12 protein-coding genes and 1 pseudogene are annotated in these 17,731 nt (G+C 73.7%); 6 read left to right on the top strand and 7 right to left on the bottom strand.

The window, feature by feature from the left end; translation table 11 throughout:
- Positions 1-29: 29 nt before the first annotated feature.
- The 3 genes from ACIRRH_RS11455 to ACIRRH_RS11465 all read right to left on the bottom strand — a co-directional run bounded on the left by ACIRRH_RS11455 (position 30) and on the right by ACIRRH_RS11465 (position 5,050).
- Positions 30-1,070 (bottom strand): IPT/TIG domain-containing protein, encoded by a 1,041-nt coding sequence (locus tag ACIRRH_RS11455; protein WP_403065179.1) that lies wholly within the window; start codon positions 1,068-1,070, stop codon positions 30-32.
- A 131-nt stretch (positions 1,071-1,201) separates the two neighbouring features.
- Complete coding sequence (locus ACIRRH_RS11460; RefSeq protein WP_403065182.1) at positions 1,202-3,316, bottom strand: HelD family protein; 2,115 nt, start codon at positions 3,314-3,316, stop codon at positions 1,202-1,204.
- A gap of 114 nt (positions 3,317-3,430) precedes the next feature.
- Entirely contained in the window at positions 3,431-5,050 is a 1,620-nt protein-coding gene (locus ACIRRH_RS11465; protein WP_403065185.1) for an ADP-ribosyltransferase domain-containing protein, read from the bottom strand.
- 263 nt (positions 5,051-5,313) lie between these two features.
- On the opposite strand from ACIRRH_RS11465, the gene ACIRRH_RS11470 reads away from it, so the two are divergent.
- Positions 5,314-6,000, top strand: coding sequence for a macro domain-containing protein (locus ACIRRH_RS11470; RefSeq protein ID WP_403065188.1), 687 nt, complete (start codon positions 5,314-5,316; stop codon positions 5,998-6,000).
- A gap of 127 nt (positions 6,001-6,127) precedes the next feature.
- Here ACIRRH_RS11470 and ACIRRH_RS11475 read toward each other — a convergent pair whose 3' ends face one another.
- The gene (locus tag ACIRRH_RS11475; RefSeq protein WP_403065534.1) at positions 6,128-6,814 is read right to left on the bottom strand and encodes a TetR/AcrR family transcriptional regulator; all 687 of its coding nucleotides are present in this window, start codon (positions 6,812-6,814) and stop codon (positions 6,128-6,130) included.
- Here ACIRRH_RS11475 and ACIRRH_RS11480 point away from each other — a divergent pair.
- Positions 6,761-7,426, top strand: a pseudogene (locus tag ACIRRH_RS11480) (zinc-binding dehydrogenase); the annotation flags it as partial. The gene ACIRRH_RS11475 and the pseudogene ACIRRH_RS11480 overlap by 54 nt on opposite strands.
- A 73-nt stretch (positions 7,427-7,499) precedes the next feature.
- Here ACIRRH_RS11480 and ACIRRH_RS11485 read toward each other — a convergent pair.
- Complete coding sequence (locus ACIRRH_RS11485) at positions 7,500-8,249, bottom strand: hypothetical protein (RefSeq protein WP_403065191.1); 750 nt, start codon at positions 8,247-8,249, stop codon at positions 7,500-7,502.
- Positions 8,250-8,435: 186 nt separating this feature from the next.
- On the opposite strand from ACIRRH_RS11485, the gene ACIRRH_RS11490 reads away from it, so the two are divergent.
- The 4 genes from ACIRRH_RS11490 (at position 8,436) to ACIRRH_RS11505 (ending at position 14,943) form a co-directional block, all read left to right on the top strand.
- A complete protein-coding gene (locus ACIRRH_RS11490) occupies positions 8,436-11,249 on the top strand; it encodes a penicillin acylase family protein (protein WP_403065194.1) in 2,814 nt (937 codons plus the stop codon).
- Between the two features lie 281 nt (positions 11,250-11,530).
- Positions 11,531-12,085 (top strand): YceI family protein, encoded by a 555-nt coding sequence (locus ACIRRH_RS11495; RefSeq protein WP_403065197.1) that lies wholly within the window; start codon positions 11,531-11,533, stop codon positions 12,083-12,085.
- 118 nt (positions 12,086-12,203) lie between these two features.
- Positions 12,204-13,421, top strand: a complete 1,218-nt coding sequence (locus ACIRRH_RS11500) for a pyridoxal-phosphate dependent enzyme (RefSeq protein ID WP_403065200.1) — start codon at positions 12,204-12,206, stop codon at positions 13,419-13,421.
- Between the two features lie 136 nt (positions 13,422-13,557).
- Positions 13,558-14,943 (top strand): hypothetical protein, encoded by a 1,386-nt coding sequence (locus ACIRRH_RS11505; protein WP_403065203.1) that lies wholly within the window; start codon positions 13,558-13,560, stop codon positions 14,941-14,943.
- A gap of 49 nt (positions 14,944-14,992) precedes the next feature.
- Here the strand turns inward: ACIRRH_RS11505 and ACIRRH_RS11510 are convergent, their stop codons facing one another.
- Entirely contained in the window at positions 14,993-16,048 is a 1,056-nt protein-coding gene (locus ACIRRH_RS11510) for a zinc-binding dehydrogenase (protein ID WP_403065206.1), read from the bottom strand.
- Positions 16,045-17,709, bottom strand: a complete 1,665-nt coding sequence (locus ACIRRH_RS11515; RefSeq protein WP_403065537.1) for a phytoene desaturase family protein — start codon at positions 17,707-17,709, stop codon at positions 16,045-16,047. The genes ACIRRH_RS11510 and ACIRRH_RS11515 overlap by 4 nt, the downstream gene beginning before the upstream one ends.
- Positions 17,710-17,731 lie beyond the last annotated feature (22 nt).

Below are 17,731 nucleotides of genomic sequence, written 5' to 3' on the forward strand. Positions count from 1 at the left end.
CCGGGGCCGGCTTCCGGCGGCCAGGGGCGCTACGGCGCGTAGGTGAACGCCACCGGGCCGCTGGTGCCGCCCGCCGTGGTCACCGTGACGTCCACCGGCCCTGGCCGGTCGGCCGCCGGGGCGGTGGCGGTGCACAGCTGCGGGCCGCAGGAGGCGCGGGTGGCGGGCCGTCCGCCGAAGGAGACCGTGCCGGCGGCCAGGTCCTCGCCGGCCACGATGACCGCGGTGCCGCCGCCGACCGGGCCCGAGGGGGTGTTCAGGCCGGAGACCGAGGGCGCCGCCGGGGGCGGCGGCGGGGCGCCGGTGTAGTCGAAGGCCACCGGGGCCTCGACCGTCCCGCCCGGTCCGACCACCGTGACGGCGGCACTGCCCGAGCCGCCGGGCGTGGTCACCGTGCAGACGGTGTCGGTGCAGGTGCCGGGCGCCGGGACGCCGCCGACCAGCACCATCGCACCGGCCAGGCTTTCGCCCGTGACGGTCACGGGGGTGCCGCCCGCTCCCGGGCCGGCGGTGGCGCTGACCTCGTCGATCCGCGGCTTCGGGGCGAACAGCGGTGGCAACAGGCCGATGCCGAGCAGGTAGGTGGAGACGTGCCCGGTGGGGATCGTGTCGTTGGCGTTGGCCACCCTCGCGGTGATCGCGCCGGTGACCGGGCCGGCCCCCTCCGCGACGACCGGGATCTTCATGAACTCCTGGGCCCCGGGGCGACGGTTGCCGTTCAGGACGGCCTCCAGGTGGCGGCCGTCGGGCGAGACGGTCTCGGTGAAGGTGTAGTCGTACGGCGTGGAGTAGAACATCGCGCCGTCGGTGGTGAGCCCCGAGGGCAGGTCGACGGTGAAGTGGGTCGGCCCGGTGAGGTCCTCGGTGCCGATCGAGTTCCAGGACACCGAGACGACACCGTGCCGGTTCTGCTCGGTGGGGTAGTTCCCGGCCTGGGTGAGGAGCACCCGCTGGCGCATGAGAGTCGGGCCCCCGGCGGGCGCGGTGGTCGCCCCCGCCGTCGCGGTGGCGGCGGTCAGGGACAGGGCTGCGGCGAGACCGGCTCCGGCCAGTCTGATGATCGTAGGCATACGGAAATCCTCGCGGGCACCCGGCAGTTCGGCGGCCGCTTTCCCGAATTGCCCGAACCGGCACCGCATTTGGCGCGATCCCGCACCCGCGCGCTGCCCGCCCTCCCCGCCTCCCCTCCCCTGCCGCGCCGTCACCCGGCCAGCGGCGCGGGCAGCGGGCGGGAGTGCAGGACGTCCAGCCGGGAGACCGCCCTGGTCACCACCACGTACAGCCGGTGCAGGCCGCGAGCCTCGGCCTCCACGATGGCGGCCGGCTCCAGCACCACCACGTGGTCGTACTCCAGCCCCTTCACCAGCGAGGCCGGCAGCACCGTCACCCGCGCCGTGGTGCCGACCTGTTCCGCCTCCCCGGTCGGGATTCCCGCCGCGCGCAGGGCCTCGGCGGCCTCCGCCACCGCGCCGTCCGCCGCGATCACCGCGATCGAGCCCTCGCGCTCCAGCGCGGCCCGCACCGCCGCCACCGCCGCTCCGCCCAGGCTGCCGCCGGCCACCTGTCGCACCGTCAGCTCACCGTCCTGCCGCAGCGACACGGCCGGCGGCACGTCCACGTCCAGCGCGCCCAGCAGGGTGTTGGCGAGCGCCGTCACGGCGGCCGGGACGCGGAAGCCGGTGGTCAGCGACACCACCGCGGCCTGCGGCTTGCCCAGGTGGGCGAGCTGCTCGGACCAGCTCCGGGCGGCCCACGGGGCGGTCGCCTGGGCGAGGTCACCGAGGACGGTGAGGGAACCGAAGGCGCTGCGGCGGGCGATCGCCCGGCACTGCATCGGGGAGAGGTCCTGGGCCTCGTCCACCACGACGTGGCCGAAGCCGGCCGGGCGCTCGACCAGGCCGGCCACCTCGTCCAGGAGCATCAGGTCGTGCTCGGACCACGGGGCGCTGCGCTCCGACCGCGGCGGCCGGCGCCACAGGATCGCCGCCTGCTCCTCGGGGCCGAGCACGCCGTCGGCGGCCTCGGCCAGCACGGCGGGGTCGCTCAGCAGGGCGGCGACCACGGCCTCCGGGCGCAGATCGGGCCAGGCGGCCTCCAGGAAGGCCGCGACCGGCCTGCAACGGCCGATCTTCCGCGACCAGGCACCGGACCTGACGCCGGACCGGCGCTCGGCCTGGTCCTGGACCATCGCCACCACCCGGGTACGGAGGCTCTCCCGGCCGATCGCGTACGGCGGCGCCTGCCCGCGCAGTTCGGCGACCGTCCGGTCGAGCCGCTCCGGCGACACCCGCCACCGGTAGGAGCCGTCCGGGACGACCAGTGGCTCCGAGCCCGTCGCCCGGATGCGGCCGTACAGTGCCCGGCGCAGCACCGTCGCCATCCGCGCGTCCTGCTTGACGGCGGCGGCCCGTTCGTCGTCCACCGAGGTGACCGGCCGGGTGGCGACCAGGTCCTCGACGGTGCTCTGGGCGACGTCGATCTCGCCGAGCGCGGGGAGCACCTCGGCGATGTAGCGCAGGAAGGTCCGGTTGGGGCCGATGACCAGCAGGCCGCTGCGCCGGATCCGCTGCGGGAAGCTGTAGAGCAGGTACGCGGCGCGGTGCAGCCCGACGGCGGTCTTGCCGCTGCCGGGCGCGCCTTGCACGCACACCGACTCGCTCAGTTCGCCCCGCACCAGCGCGTCCTGTTCGGGCTGGATGGTGGCGACGATGTCCCGCATCGGGCCGGTGCGGGGCCGCTCGATCTCGGCGGCCAGGATGCCGCCCGCGCCGCCCTCCCCACTGCCCTCGCCGCCCGCCGGGCCGCGCCCGCCGGACCCCGCGAACCCGCCGGCCCCGCCGAGGGGCTCGTCCTCCAGCCCGGTCAGCTCCTCCGGCGCGCCCAGGCTCCACGGCGCCCAGCCGAACCGGCGGCGCCGCGCGAGCCCGAGCGGGGCGTGGGCGCTCGCCTGGTAGAACGCCCGGGAGACCGGGGCCCGCCAGTCGACCACCAGCGGCGGCACCGTCGGGTCCTCGGAGATCCGCCGTCGGCCCACGTAGTAGCGCTGCCGCCGGTGGTCGCCGGCCTCCGCGGTGTCGGCGAAGTCCAGGCGGCCGAAGAACGACGGGCTCTGCGGCAGCTCCCTCATCCGCTTGGCGCGGGTGCGCAGGTACCGGCCGAGCGCCTCCGCACTGGCGCCGTCGCCGGAGACGTCCTCCCCGGCGACGACCTGGTGGCTCGCGTCCTCGACCTGCCGGGCCGTCGCCGCCCGGCAGACCTCGACGTAGGCCCTCTCCCGCTCCAGTTCGCCGTCGAGGTTCCGGGCTTCCGAGGTCATCGTTCGCGTCCCTTCCTGCACCGCGGGCTCACCTGCTGCTCGGATTCCAGCATAACTTAACTCAGTAAAATTACTGACTTAGTTGCCAATCCGGCGGGTTCGGCCCCAGGCACCTCAGGACACCAGGGGCGCCTCCTCCAGCTCGGTCAGCGTCACGGTGCACAGGCCGCCGCGCTCGGCCCGCACCTCCGTGACCTCCAACTGCGTGCCGGGCAGCAGGATGAACTCCTCCTCGCCGGTGAACGCCGAGAAGTTCCTGATGCCGGCGGCCCGCACCGGACGCACCTCGAAGAGCGTCCGCTTGCCCCGGCTGCCGAGGAAGGAGCGCGCCACCCCGAGCTCGGAGGTGCAGGAGGACACGCCCCACCACGTGACCGTCTTCCCGAGCGGGTACTGGCGCCGCAGGTCCAGCGACACCCCGCGCCACAGCGGCGCGGTACGGGCGGGCAGCCGCGACACCGCCGCGAACAGCAGCCGCAGGTACGGCAGGTACGGCACCAGCCGGCTGCGGTCCGGCGAGCGCAGCACCGCGTTGATCTCCCGGTAGAACGCGGACTCGCAGGTGTACAGGTAGAGCGCGGCGATCTCGTCGGCGGACAGGCCGGTGGCCGCCTCGTCCGCCCGCCGCTTGCCGAAGTCGTGCGACAGCGACACGTGCCGGTCCAGGCCGCGCAGCAGCTCGGCGACCGGCGACACCGCCTCCCGGAAGCCCAGCAGCGGGGTGTCGAACACACCGGTGACGGCGGGCAGGACGAGGCCCTCGTCCTTCACCCCGGCGAGTCGGTCCAGGTAGAGCTGGTGCAGCTCCATGGTGGAGGCGATGAAGGCGCCCATCCGCTCGGCCGTCCCGTCCTGCGCCCCGCCGCCCTGCGCCGACGGCGCGTTCCACCCGGTGCTGGGCAGCCAGTCGACCTCGTCGGCGCCGAGCGAGGCGAGGGCGGCGTTCACCGTGGCGAAGTGCTCGCCGTCGCAGAAGATGTCGCCCTGGGCCGCCGGGTTGGCGTGGTCGATGTGGCGGACCTCGACCTCGGGGTACTTCTCCTGCAGCCGCAGCACGACGTTCTTCAGGCTGCGCGCGTGCGCACCCCACCAGGCGAAGACGACGTAGCGGTCCTCCTCGGCGGACTGCTGCTTGGCGCGGAGGATCTCCTCGACGATCCGCTCGGCGACCGGCCGCCAGAACCCGGTGTGCTGGTCCGGCCCCATCGCCCCGTCGCCGCTCGCGGTGAGCGCCGCGTTCAGCAGCAGCACGCCCTGGGTGAGCATCGCCTGGAACCACTCCGGCGGCTGGACCGTCTCCTGCTTCTTCAGCAGCGCCCGTATGTCCGCGATCGGCGTCTTCTTGGGGATGCCGTACTTCCACATCGCCGCGGCCTTGATCAGGCAGCGGATGCTGATCACCCGGCCGAACTGGCTGTCCTTCCAGTCGTGGAAGGTGTTGTCGAACATCGCGATGCCGGTGGCGCTCTCCGGCCTCGGGTACGGGTTCTGGCCGAAGACGACGACCTTCCACTTGTGCGGCGCGTGCGGCTTGAGCGCCTGGAAGGTCAGCTCGCGGACCGGGACGACCTCCGGACTGCGGCCGGGGCCGATGAACGAGGCCGCACCGGGCTGCGCCTCGATGACCGGCTTCAGCAGCGGCAGCCACGGCTCGCCGCCGCCCGTGAAGAGCTCCGCGAGGGCGAGCGGGTCGTTCGGGTCGGGCTGGGTGGCGGGGGTGTCGACAGCGCTCATGGTGGTGCGACTCCGGCTGGTCGGGACCGTACGAATGACAGACGAACGGCAGGTGATGGCCCGTCAGCTTCCCTGGCGGACACCACAGTCCTATCAGCGGGGTCCGACAGTCCGGCCCGCCCCGACCGGCCGCCGACCGGGGGTGGACGGATTGTCAGAGCCGGGCGCTAGCTTCGTCGGTGTCACCAAGGAACCGGATCGACCGACCCGGCCGACGGGCCTGGCCACCGCCCGGCCGCACACCCGACCGACAGGAGCCCAGCATGACCACGGACCGCACCCCGTCGCCGCTCAAGGTGGTGCTGACCGACCTCAACGCGGCGGTCGTGGAGTCCTGGCGGGCGGCCTTCGCCGACGTCCCCGGGATCGAGATCCGGCACGCCTCCCTCCTCACCGCGAAGGCCGACGCCTGGGTCAGCCCCACCAACTCCCGCGGCCGGATGGACGGCGGGACGGACGCGGCGATCAAGCGCCACCTGGGTGCGGGCATCCAGCTGCGGGTCCAGAAGGCGATCCGCGAGCGGCACGCCGGCAGCCTCCCGGTCGGCAGCGCGGTCTGCGTGCCCTCCGGCGCCGTCAACCCCGCGTTCCTGATATCGGCCCCGACCATGCAGACCTCCTCGCAGAACGTCAGCGAGACCTTGAACGTGGCCCTGGCCTGCGCCGCCGCCTTCCAGGCCGTCCACCGCCAGAACCACCTGGCACCGGGCTCCATCCGGTCCGTCGCCCTGGTCGGCATGGGCGCCGCCACGGGCAAGGTCCCGCCCCGGGTCTGCGCCAACCTGATGTGGTCCGGCTACACCCTCTTCAACGACCACCACTTCGAGGACGACGACGACCTGCGCGCCACCGTCCTCGCCCAGCTGGACGACCTCGAAAAGGCGCCCGCCACCCAGCGGGTGCGCATCACGCCGCCGGCGCGCCGGAGTTCGCCCACCCGGCGGGCCTGACCCCGCCCCGGGCGGCCGGCCGCCACCCTTCGCCCGCCGCCGCACGGCCCCGTGCGGCCCCGTGCGGCGGCGGCGGCGTCGCTTCCTCCCCCGCCCGACTCCCGGCCGCACGCCCCGGGACGCACCCTCAGCCCGCCGTCAGCGCGAGCCGGATCCACCGTTCGGACTCCGCGACCGCCACCCCCACGTCGAAGGCCTTCGGACCGGCCGCGGCCTGCACCACCAACCCCTTGAGCAGCCCGACGAAGGCCAGCGCGAAGGCTCCCGGGTCCACGCCGGGGCGCAGCTCGCCGTCCCGCTGCCCCTGCCCGACCACCTCGGCCGCCCACTCCCGGGTCCGGGTGTCCAACTCCGCCACCGCGACAGTCAGTTCCGAGGCCCCGGCGAGCGCCTCGGCTCCCAGCACCACGAAGGCCCGGCCCAGGTCGGTCGGGTTGCGCACGCCCTCCAGACAGCCTCGCGCGAACCCGCACAGCTCGTCCACCGCCCCCGCCCCACTGCGCTCCGGCGCGGCCGCCGCCATCGCCTCGGCCAGCGCCGCCTCCTGGAGCCGGGCCAGCAGCGCGGCCTTCGAGCCGAAGTAGTGGGTGGCCAGGCCCCGGCTGAAGCCCGCCTCCTCCCCCACCCTGGCGAGCGTGACCCCGGTGCTGCCGTGCTCGGCGATCAGCCGGGCGGCGGCGGCGATCAGCGCGGACTCGGCCCGGGCACGCCGTTCGGCCTGGGTGCGGCGCGCCGGCGCCTCCCCGGAAGCCCCGGCACACTCGCCACCGCCACCACCCTGGTGCCGATCCCGGACGAGCTCCCCTTCGAGCAGGCCTGTTTCATCCCCGACGCGGTTTCCACCCCCTGGGCCGCGATCACCACCACCGGCGCCGTGCGCCCGGCCGAGGCGGTCGGCGTCTGGGGCGTCGGCGGCCTCGGCGCCCACGGCGTGCAGCTGTTGCGGGCCATCGGTGCCTTCCCGATCGTCGCCGTCGACCCGCTGCCGGCCGCCCGCGAGCGCGCCCTGGCCTTCGGTGCCGACGCCGCCCTCGACCCGGCCGACCCCGGGTTCGCCGAGCTGCTGCGCGAGGCCACCGGCGGTCGCCCGCTGTCCGCCGCCTTCGACTTCGCCGGGGTCGCCCCGGTGCGCGAGCAGGCCATGGCCACCCTCGGCGAGCACGGCCGCCTGGTGCTGGTCGGCCTCACCGACAAGCCGCTGACCGTCACCAACGGCACCCTGGTCAGCTACCTGCGCCAGCAGATCCGCGGCCACTACGGCTCCGAGGGCCAGGACGTCGTCGACCTGGTCAACCTGGTCCGCGGCGGCCGGCTCGAGTTCTCCCGCTCGGTGAGCGGGACCTTCCCGCTGGCCGAGGCGGCCCGCGCGGTCGAGGCGCTGGAGCGCAAGGAGGGCAACCCGATCCGCCTGGTGCTCAAGCCCTGACCCGAGGCCCCACCGACCCGGCGCCGCACCTCCGGACTGAGCCAGGCAGGTGCGGCGCCGCCCTGTCGCCCGGCTACTCCACCTCCGAGACCCGCAGCACCGGGCCCGGCGCCGTCGCCACCCCGGCCGGCTCCCGGTACAGCGTGACCCGGAACACCCCGTACAGACTCGCCGTCACCGCCACGGCCACCCCCAGGCACAGCACCGCCCCGGCCACCATCTGCGCCCCGAGTGCCCGGTCGGTCACCGTGAGCCCGAGGGCGAACACCACCAGGCACGGCAGCAGCGCCACCTGAACCGGCATCGTCATCCAGGCCGACCCCCGCATGAACCGCCCACGGTCCCGCCGGTACGCCTCCCGCGCGCTCCGCCGCGCCTCCCGCACCCCGACCCCGTCGAGCACGAGTGCCGGCAGCACCAGATAGTTCGCCGACGACCACCCCATCCCCACCAGCAGCAGCGTCCCGACGACTCCCAGAGCTCCGACCGGCGCCCAGCCCGCGATCACCGGCAACCGCCTCGCCGCCCGCACCCAACAGGACCCGATCCCCACCGGCCGCCCGCGCAGCGCGTCATCGGCCGCGATGAGCGTCACGGCGTTGGAGAACGTGGCGGCCACGGCCACCACCAACGCCCCCGCCACCCCCAGCACCACGCTCCCCCCGGCCCACACCTCCGCCCAGACCAGCAGCGACAGCAGCCCGCCCACCACCACCGTCGCGACCCCGGGCAGCAGCACCAGCTCCTTCCGCCGCCACACCACCCGCGCCGACGCCCGCACGGACCCGCTCTCGACCAACGCCCCGCCCGCCTCCCACGTCACCGAAACGGCCAGGCTACTGCCCGGCGCCGCCCCGGCCCACACCCGGGTCGCACCGACCGGCCTGCGGACCACCGAGCCATCAACTCCCGTCCACCGCACGGGAAATGGCATGCACGCCACTAGCCAACCGGCCAGTAGCACCCCTACCGTCGACTCTTCCGTGAGACTTCGACGGAGGAGTCCGCCTTGCGCCAACACCCCCGCCCCCGCTCCCTCCGGCTCCCGGCCGCCGCCCTCGCCCCGGCCCTGCTCGTCACCGCAGCCCTGACCACCGCCCCCACCGCCACCGCCGTGCCCGCCCCCGCAACGGCGACCGCCGCCGCCAACGACTACTGCGGCGGCCACTGCGCCGACATCCTGCCGCCCGGCGAGAACGGCAACGCCACCCTCGCCGACATCCTGCTCAACCGGGCCTTCGGCACCCGCCCCGCGCACACCGACGACCAGCTCGGCCCGTACGCCGCCCTCGCCTCCGGCTACCCCGGCCTGACCGAGGCCAGGCTGCGTGACTTCTTCAACGACGCCTCCTTCGGCGTCCCCACCGACCAGGTGGCCAGTACCACCAGCCCGCGCCCGGACGTCACCATCGTGCGCGACAAGGCCACCGGCGTCCCCCACATCACCGGCACCACCCGCTACGGCACCGAGTTCGGCGCCGGCTACGCCGCCGCCCAGGACCGGCTCTGGGTCATGGACCTCTTCCGGCACGTCGGCCGCGGCCAGCTGTCCGGCTTCGCCGGCGGCGCCGCCGCCAACCGCCAACTGGAGCAGACCTTCTGGCAGGCAGCGCCGTACACCGAGGCGGAGCTGCAGCAGCAGATCGACGCCATCGCCGCCCGCGGCGGCCGGGCCACCCAGGCGCTCACCGACGCCAACGCCTACCTCGACGGCATCAACCAGTACGCCAAGGAGTCCTACAACGCCCGCACCTTCCCCGGGGAGTACGACCTCACCGGGCACATCGACCCGATCACCAACGCCGGCTCGATCGAACCGTTCAAGCTGACCGACCTGGTCGCCCTCGCCTCCGTGGTCGGCGCGCTGTTCGGCTCCGGCGGCGGCAACGAACTCGCCTCCGCCCAGGTCAAGTCGGCCGCCGAGGCCCGGTACGGCAAGGACGCCGGGGACGCGGTCTGGAAGTCCCTGCGCGAGGCGGACGACCCGGAGGCCGTCCAGACCCTGCACGACGGACAGAGCTTCCCGTACGCGACCGTCCCCGATCACCCGCAGGGCGAGGCGCTGCCCGACCCCGGCTCGGTGGTGCCCGAGCGGGTGGTCTACGACGCCACCGGCTCCGCCGACTCCGCCGCCACCAAGGCGAACGGCGTCCTGCCCGGAAACCTGCTGACCGCCCGGCACGGCATGTCCAACGCCCTGCTGGTCTCCGGCGCGCACACCGACGACGGCCACCCGGTGGCCGTGTTCGGCCCGCAGACCGGCTACTTCGCCCCGCAGCTGCTGATGCTGGAGGAGATCCAGGGCCCCGGGATCAGCGCACGCGGCGCCGCCTTCGCCGGCCTGAGCTTCTACGTCCAGCTCGGCCGCGGCCAGGACTACGCCTGGAGCGCGACCTCCGCCGGGCAGGACATCACCGACACCTACGCCGTCCCGCTCTGCACCACCGACGGCTCCCCGGCCACCACCGCCGCCGGCTCCTACCTCTGGCACGGCCAGTGCCTGCCCTTCGAGCGGCTGGAACGCAAGAACGCGTGGAACCCCACCACCGCCGACTCCACCCCGGCCGGCTCCTACACCCTGGTGATGTACCGCTCCAGGTACGGCCTGGTGACCGCCCGCGGCACGGTCGGCGGCGCACCCGTCGCCTTCACCTCGCTGCGCTCCACCTACCGGCACGAGGCCGATTCCATCATCGGCTTCCAAGAGTTGAACGACCCGGGCGCGGTGCACGACGCGGCCGGCTTCCAGCGGGCCGCGCAGGACATCAACTACACCTTCAACTGGTTCTACGCCGATTCGCGCGACATCGCGTACTACAACTCCGGCAGCAACCCGGTCCGCGCCCCCGGCGTGGACCCCGGACTGCCCGTCCGGGCTCAACCCGCCTACGAGTGGGCCGACTTCGATCCCGCCGCCAACACCGCCCGGTACACCCCGGCAGCCGAGCACCCGCAGTCCGTCAACCAGGACTACTACGTCTCCTGGAACAACAAGCAGGCGGACGGCTACACCTCGGCCGGCTTCGGCAACGGCTCGGTGCACCGCGGCAACCTGCTGGACGACCGGGTCAAGTCCCTGCTCAGGAACGGCGGCAAGGCGAGCCGGGTCTCGCTCACCCAGGCCATGGAGAGCGCCGCCCTGGCCGACCTGCGGGCCGAGGACGTACTGCCCGACCTGGTCCGCGTGCTGCGCAGTGCCCCCGTCACCGACCAGGCCGCCCTCACCGCCCTGCAGCAGCTGGAGGCCTGGCTCGCCGACGGCGCCCTGCGGAAGGAGACTTCGCCGGGCAGCCACGGCTACGCGGACGCCACCGCGATCCGGGTGATGGACGCCTGGTGGCCGCTGGTCGCCGACGGCGTCATGCGGCCGGGCCTCGGCGATCCGCTGTTCGGCGCGCTGACCGGCGCGCTCCAGATCAACGAGTCCCCCTCGGGCGGGCAGGCCGGCCCCGCCACCGGCCCGGTGAGCGCCAACGAGGCCATCCCGCACAAGGGTTCGGCCTTCCAGTACGGCTGGTGGAGCTACCTGGACAAGGACCTGCGCGCCGTCCTCGGCGACCGGGTGGCCGGCCCGCTGGCCCGGCCGTTCTGCGGCGGGGGCGACCTCGCGGCCTGCCGGACCGTCCTGCTGACCACCCTGAAGCAGGCCGCCGCCCAGACGCCCGCCCAGGTCTACCCGGGCGACGCGGACTGCGCGGCCGGCGACCAGTGGTGCGCCGACACGATCGTCCAGCGCCCGCTGGGCGGCGTGACGGACGCCAAGAGCACCTGGCAGAACCGTCCGACCTACCAGCAGGTGGTGCAGTTCCCGAGCCACCGCTGAGCGACGCCGCCGGGCTCCCCACGGCCGGGGGCCCGGCGGCCTCGGCACACCGGTCCCGGTCCGCCGACCCGCTTCGCGACCGCCGCCTCGCCCGCACTCCACCGTCCATCTCGGCCCCCTGGTCCGTTCACCCCCTGAGTCCCCCGCGGGTCTTCCCGCCCCGCGCCCCGCTCGGGCCCAGCCCGACGCGCGGCCTGCGGGAACTGCCCCTAGCGTGGTCCGGGGACCGCCCGACCACCCCGGGCCGAGGCCCGGGACCCGCCTCAGGAGGCACGCCGACCATGACCGCCAACCTCTCCGAGCTCACCGGCGACTACATCCTCGATCCCACCCACACCCGGATCGGCTTCGTCGCCCGCCACGCCATGGTGACCAAGGTCCGCGGCGCCTTCCACAAGTTCGAGGGCACCGCCCACCTGGACGGCGGCGACCCGTCCCGCTCCTCCGGTCAGGTGGTGATCAAGGCAGAGAGCATCGACACCGGCGTGGCGCAGCGTGACCACCACCTGCGCACCAACGACTTCCTGGACGCTCCGAACTTCCCCGACATCGCCTTCCGCTCCACCGCGGTCGAGGTGCGCTCCGCCGGCGAGTACCGGGTCACCGGCGACCTCACCATCAAGGACACCACCCGCCCGGTCACCATCGACTTCGAGTACACCGGCAACGCCGTCGACCCGTACGGCAACCTGCGGGTGGGGCTGGAGGGCTCGGTGACCATCAGCCGCAAGGAGTACGGCGTCTCCTGGAACGCGGCCCTGGAGGGCGGCGGCGTCCTGGTCGGCGACAAGGTCGTCCTGGAGTTCGACATCTCGGCGATCCGCCAGGCCAACTAGGCCAGCCGGCGCAGCACGACCACCCGAAACGGCCGGTACCGGTACCCCCACGAACCGGTTCACGCCGAGCCCCGTCGACCGCCGGACCGCAGGTCGGCCGCCCGGCTAGTCTCCTGGCATGCCGACAGAAGACTCCCTCGCGACCGGCCAACGCTCCCTCGGTGACCCTTCCCTCGACTTCCCGCTCTGGCCCCCGCTCACCGCCGGCTGCCCGCGCACCGGCACCGACGACGTCTCCTACCCCGTCGAGGTCGACTACGCCTACGGCAAGGCCGACCCGGCAGGCCTGTTCGCCCCCTCCCCGGTGCGCGGCGGCCTGGAGCGCTGGGCCCCGCTGCTGCCGCCGCTGCTCGCACCGGGCCTGGGCGAGGGCGCCACTGCGCTGGTGGAGATCGAGCCCGGGGTGTACGTCAAGGACGAGTCGCGCAACCCCACCTGGAGCCACAAGGACCGGCTGAACCGCTGCACCACCAGTGCCGCCGTGGGCGTCGGCGCGCCGGGCCTCGCGGTCGCCTCCTCCGGCAACCACGGCGCCTCGGCCGCCGCCTACGCCGCCCGCGCCGGACTGCGCTGCGTGGTGTTCACCGGCCCGGACCTGCCGCCGAACGTCGACGCCTTCCTCGACGCCTACGGCGCGGTGGTGCTCCCGGTGCCGTGGGAGGCCCGCTGGCCGCTGCTGCGCCAGGTGGTCGACCGGCTGGGCCTGCACCCGGTCAGCAACCTGACCACCACCCACACCGGGCACGCGTACGGCCCCGAGGGCTACAAGACCGTCGCGTACGAGATCTTCCAGGACGTCGGCCTGCCGAGCGCGGTGTTCGTCCCGACCGGCTACGGCGAGCTCCTGTTCGGCGTCTGGAAGGGCTTCGCCGAGCTGCGGCGGCTGGGCCTCACCGACCGGGTGCCGCGCATCCACTCCTGTGAGACGGCCGCCTCCGGGCCGCTCGCCCGGGCCATCGCGGAGGGCCTGCCGGCCACCCACGTGACGGTCGGCCCGAGCGACGCGTACTCGATCACCTCCCCGGTCAGCGGCTACCGCGGCGTGCTCGCGGTCCGCGAGAGCGGCGGCCGGGCGCTGACCCTGGACGACGGTCAACTCGCGGACGCCCAGAGGGAGCTGGCCCGGGCCGGGCTCTGGACGGAGCTGTCCTCGGCGGCCGGTCTGGCCGGGCTGCGCAGCCTCGGCGAACCGGACCTCTCCGAGGGGCCGGTGGTCTGCGTGTCGACCTCCAGCGGTTTCAAGGACAAGGGCGTCGGCACCCGTCGGACCGAGCCGGTCGCCCCCGACTGGGACGCGGTCGCCCGCCGCCTGCGGGCGGCCGGCATCACCGACTGAGCCTCACCCCCCGCTGCAAGGCCTGCTGTTCGCCCACCCGTCCACGGTCGTAGGGTCGCCGTAGGGTCGGTGTTCGCCGAGCGCCAGCAGGCTTGCACCCTCCGTCGAATCCCCCGCCTGCCGAAGGGTAGCCACTGTGTCGCGTTCCCTCCGCCGCCTGCTGCCGCTCGCCGTCGCCGTTGCGGCGGTGCCCGTGCTCGCCCTGCCCGCGCTTCCGGCCGGCGCGGTCACGTACGGCACCCCGACGATCGCCTTCTCGGCCGGGTACCTGTCCGGCGCGGTCGGCGCCACCGGCGACCCGACCGTGACCGTGACGGTCGCCCAGTCCGGTGCCTCGGCCTCGGCACTGACCGTCGCCGCCTCCGCCACCACCCGCAGCGCCGTGGCCCGCACCGGCGACGTCACGGTGAGCGGCACCGGCGGCACCCGCACCCTGGCGGTCGCCGCCCAGGGCGTCGGCTACGCCGACCTCACCATCAAGGTCACCGGCCTGGGCGGCAAGAGCGCCACCCGCACCCTGCACTACGCCGCCTCCCCCGCCGTCCAGTCCTCCGCCACCAGCCGTTACCTGACCGGCTCCAGCGACGCCTCGGCCGCCGTGGACGCGGGCGGCGGCTACATCGTGGTCGGCGACGACGAGTCCAACACCCTGCGCCTGTACGACCGCAACAACTCCGGTGCGCCGATCCGTACCTGGGACTTCAGCTCGGCCCTCGGCATCTCCAAGGAGATCGACATCGAGGGCGCCACCCGGGTCGGCAACACCATCTACTGGACCGGCTCGCTCGGCAACAACAAGGACGGTGTGGTCAAGACCGACCGGCACACCGTCTTCGCCACCACCGTCACCGGATCCGGCGCCGACACCCAGCTGTCCCTGGCCGGCTCGTACCACGGCCTGCGCGACGACCTGATCGCTTGGGACGACGCCCACGGCAAGCGCTACGGCTTCGCCGCCGGCGCCGCCGACGGACAGGCGCCCAAGCAGATCGACGGGTTCAACGTCGAGGGCCTGGAGTTCGCCCCCGGCAGCACCAGCACCGCCTACATCGGCTTCCGCGCGCCGCTCACCCCGGCCGTCACCGGCGGCCGGGCGCTGCTCGTCCCGGTCACCAACTTCCCGTCGCTGCTCAACGGTTCGGCGACGCACGCGACCTTCGGCGACGCGATCGAGCTGGACCTCGGCGGGCTGTCCGTCCGCGACATCCGCCGCAACGACCTCGGCCAGTACCTGATCGTCGCCGGCTCCTGGGCCGCCGAGGACAACTCCGCCCCGTACGCGCTCTACCGCTGGAACGGGCAGCCCGGCTCCCGGCCGACCAAGCTGCTCGACCTGCCGACCAGCGACTACGGCGCCTGGGAGGCCGTCCCGGACGTCCCGGACCTGGACACCCCCGGCGCCCGCGCCCAGCTGATCACCGACGACGGTTCCGCCGACCTCTACGGCGACGCCACCGCCGCCAAGGACCTCACCCACCCGGAGTGGAAGAAGTCCCGGAGCACCTGGTTCACCCTGAACTGACCGCACGCCGGGGCCCCTCGACGAACCCGCCGAGGGGCCCCGCCCCGGCTCAGAGCTCGACCAGCACCTTCCCCCGGCTGGCCGCACGGTCCAGGTAGAGGCCGCGGTAGGCCGCCGGGATGCTGTCGAACCCCTGGTGCACGGTCTGCCGGTACGTCAGCTCCCCGCCGCGGACCAGGGCCCCGACGTCCCGCCGCAGCGCGGCCCAGTTCTCCTCGGTGAACCACTCCAGCGAGAAGATGCCGCGGATCGTGGTGCGCGGGAACATGATCAAGGGCAGCAGCCGCGGCCCCACCCAGTCCCCGCCGACCTGGCTCGCCCACTGCCAGCAGACGGCCACCCGGCTCTCCACCGCGAGCATGCCGAAGACCACGTCGGTCAGCACCCCGCCGAGGCTGTCGAAGTAGCGGTCGATGCCCTCCGGCGCCAGCTCGGCCAGCTCCTTCTCCAACCGCTCCGGCGCGTCGCCGTCGCGGTACAGCAGCACCCCGTCGAAGCCCAGCTCCCACAGCCACGCCGCCTTCTCCGGCGCCGCCGTGGTGCCGATCACCCGTGCGCCCCGGTGCTTGGCCAGCTGCCCCACCAGCGAGCCGACAGCCCCGGAGGCTCCGCTGACCAGCACCGTCGAGCCGGGGCGGACGTCCAGGAACTTCTCGACCGTCCCCCAGGCCGTCATCCCGGGCCCGCCCAGGATGCCGAGAGCGGTGGAGAGCGGCAGGGCCTCGTCGTGGTCGGCGGGGTCCAGCCGGCGGAAGGCCGGGAAGACCATCGGGAAGGTCCCGGTCTGCCAGAGCCTGGGCGCACCGTTGCTCACCAGGTGGCTGCGCCAGCCGGCGAAGCCCTGCACCAGGTCACCGACCGCGAAGCGCGCGTCCGGCCCGGCCTCCATCACCTCCATGATCGCGTCCGCGCCCATGTGGTCGCCGATCGGGGTGTCCAGTGCGATGCCCTGGAGGTACGGGTCGACCGAGACGTACCGGGTGCGCAGCAGCATCTCGTCCGCGGCGAGCCGGACGTCCAGCTCCTCCACGACCTTCCGGTACATCCGTTCCACGTCCGGCACGCCGTCCGCGTGCTCCTGGACGACCCACTTCTCGATCCTCACGAGGTGACTCCAAACTGCCGGCCGGCGGGGCCGACCGGTTCGATGAGCAGGGTGGGCAGCGGCGCGCTGTCGTCCACCTCGGCAGTGAAGGGCTTGCCGTCGTCCCGGCAGATGAACTGGACGACGTGTCGGCCGGCCGCCGCCGCCCTGATCAGCCCGCCGGTGGTCGCCCAGACCCCGGAGAGGTAGAAGTTCGCCAGGCCGGGCAGCCCCGGGCCGTTGCGCTTGATCTCCTCCTCCAGGGTCTCGCCGCTCTCCACGAAGGGCTGCCAGCCCAGCACCGTGCCGTCGTAGTTGCCGGTGTAGCGGACCTGGGTGAGCGGAGTGGAGACGTCCTTGACGGCCACCGCCGCCCTGAGCCCAGGGTGGTGGCCGTCCAGGAACTCGACGATGGTGTCGCGCACCCGGCGCTTCGCCCGCTGGTACTCCCGCCCCCGGCCGACCGGCAGGGTGTGCAGTTCCTCGCCGCGCCGCACCCGGGGTTCCTGCTCCGGCCCGGTGCTCAGCTCCCGCCAGGGCTCGATGTCGCAGAAGTAGCTGGCGTACACCACGGTGGTGTCGGCGGGCGACAGCTCCGGGTAGTGGCGGCTGCGGAACTGGACGTTGATGCTCGGGTGCCGGATGCCGGTGAGCCGCTCGGCGACCTCGTCCTCCAGCAGGTAGGTGGTGCACGGATCACCGGCCGGGAAGGGCCGGCGCAGGCCGAGGAAGACGGTCACGTAGCCGGGGAACACCATGCCCGGCTCGGTGATGGTCTGGGTGTACAGCCGGCGGTAGGTGTCGCTCAGGTAGCGGCCCTTGAGCAGGTCCATCATGGTGGTCCGGCCGTCGCAGGCGGCCACCACGATGTCGGCCCGCACCTCCTGGCCGTCGCTCAGCCGCACCCCCACCGCCCGGTCGTTCTCGACCAGGATCTCGGTCACCTTGGTGTTGTACGTGATCTCGCCGCCCAGCCGCAGGTAGCGCTGCTCGATCGAGTGGGCCAGCCCCAGCGAGCCGCCCTCCGGCACCCCGGCCGACTGTCCGGCGTGCGAGGCGAGCTGGAAGTACGTCGGCAGCACCGGGAAGTTGGGGTGTTTCTCGTACAGGACGAAGTTGAACGCCTCGCGCAGCAGCGGGCTCCTGAACCGCGCCGAGTAGTCGCTCATCAGCACCGTGATCGAGCGGCGGATCACGTTGAAGTACGGCAGGAAGGAGGCGAGCATCCGCATCCGCTCCCACCCGCCCATCAGCCCGACCGGCTTGAGGAAGGGGTAACGGGCCAGTGCCAGGCGGAACTTGCGCAGCCCGCCGCAGAACTGCCGGATCTGCCGGGCGTCCTCCGGGGCGAGCTCCAGCAGGTGGGCCTCCAGCCGGTCCGGGTCGGAGTAGAAGTACACCGCCCGGCCGTCCCGGGTGCGCACCACGTTGAAGACGTCGAAGTTGCGCATCCGCTTGCCCTGCAGCGCACCGAGTTCGAGCCAGATCTGGTGCATCTCGTTGCCCGGCCCGCTGCCCAGCAGCCAGCTGATGCAGCAGTCGAAGGTGAACTCGCCCCGGTCCCAACCGGTGCAGCAGCCGCCTGGAATCTCGTGCATCTCCAGGATCCGGGTGCGGTAGCCGTTCATCCGGGCGAAGCAGCCGGTGGACAGGCCGCCGAGCCCTCCGCCGATGATGACCATGCTCTGCCTGCTGCTGGTGGTC

This window comes from Kitasatospora sp. NPDC101235 (genome assembly GCF_044767505.1).
Lineage (GTDB): Bacteria > Actinomycetota > Actinomycetes > Streptomycetales > Streptomycetaceae > Kitasatospora.

Excerpts from the sequence above, each read along its gene's own strand:
- ACIRRH_RS11500 (WP_403065200.1), top strand. The coding sequence starts at position 12,204 with ATGCCGACAGAAGACTCCCTCGCGACCGGCCAACGCTCCCTCGGTGAC.
- ACIRRH_RS11495 (WP_403065197.1), top strand. The coding sequence starts at position 11,531 with ATGACCGCCAACCTCTCCGAGCTCACCGGCGACTACATCCTCGATCCC.
- ACIRRH_RS11515 (WP_403065537.1), bottom strand. The coding sequence starts at position 17,709 with ATGGTCATCATCGGCGGAGGGCTCGGCGGCCTGTCCACCGGCTGCTTC.
- ACIRRH_RS11470 (WP_403065188.1), top strand. The coding sequence starts at position 5,314 with ATGACCACGGACCGCACCCCGTCGCCGCTCAAGGTGGTGCTGACCGAC.
- ACIRRH_RS11455 (WP_403065179.1), bottom strand. The coding sequence starts at position 1,070 with ATGCCTACGATCATCAGACTGGCCGGAGCCGGTCTCGCCGCAGCCCTG.
- ACIRRH_RS11460 (WP_403065182.1), bottom strand. The coding sequence starts at position 3,316 with ATGACCTCGGAAGCCCGGAACCTCGACGGCGAACTGGAGCGGGAGAGG.
- ACIRRH_RS11465 (WP_403065185.1), bottom strand. The coding sequence starts at position 5,050 with ATGAGCGCTGTCGACACCCCCGCCACCCAGCCCGACCCGAACGACCCG.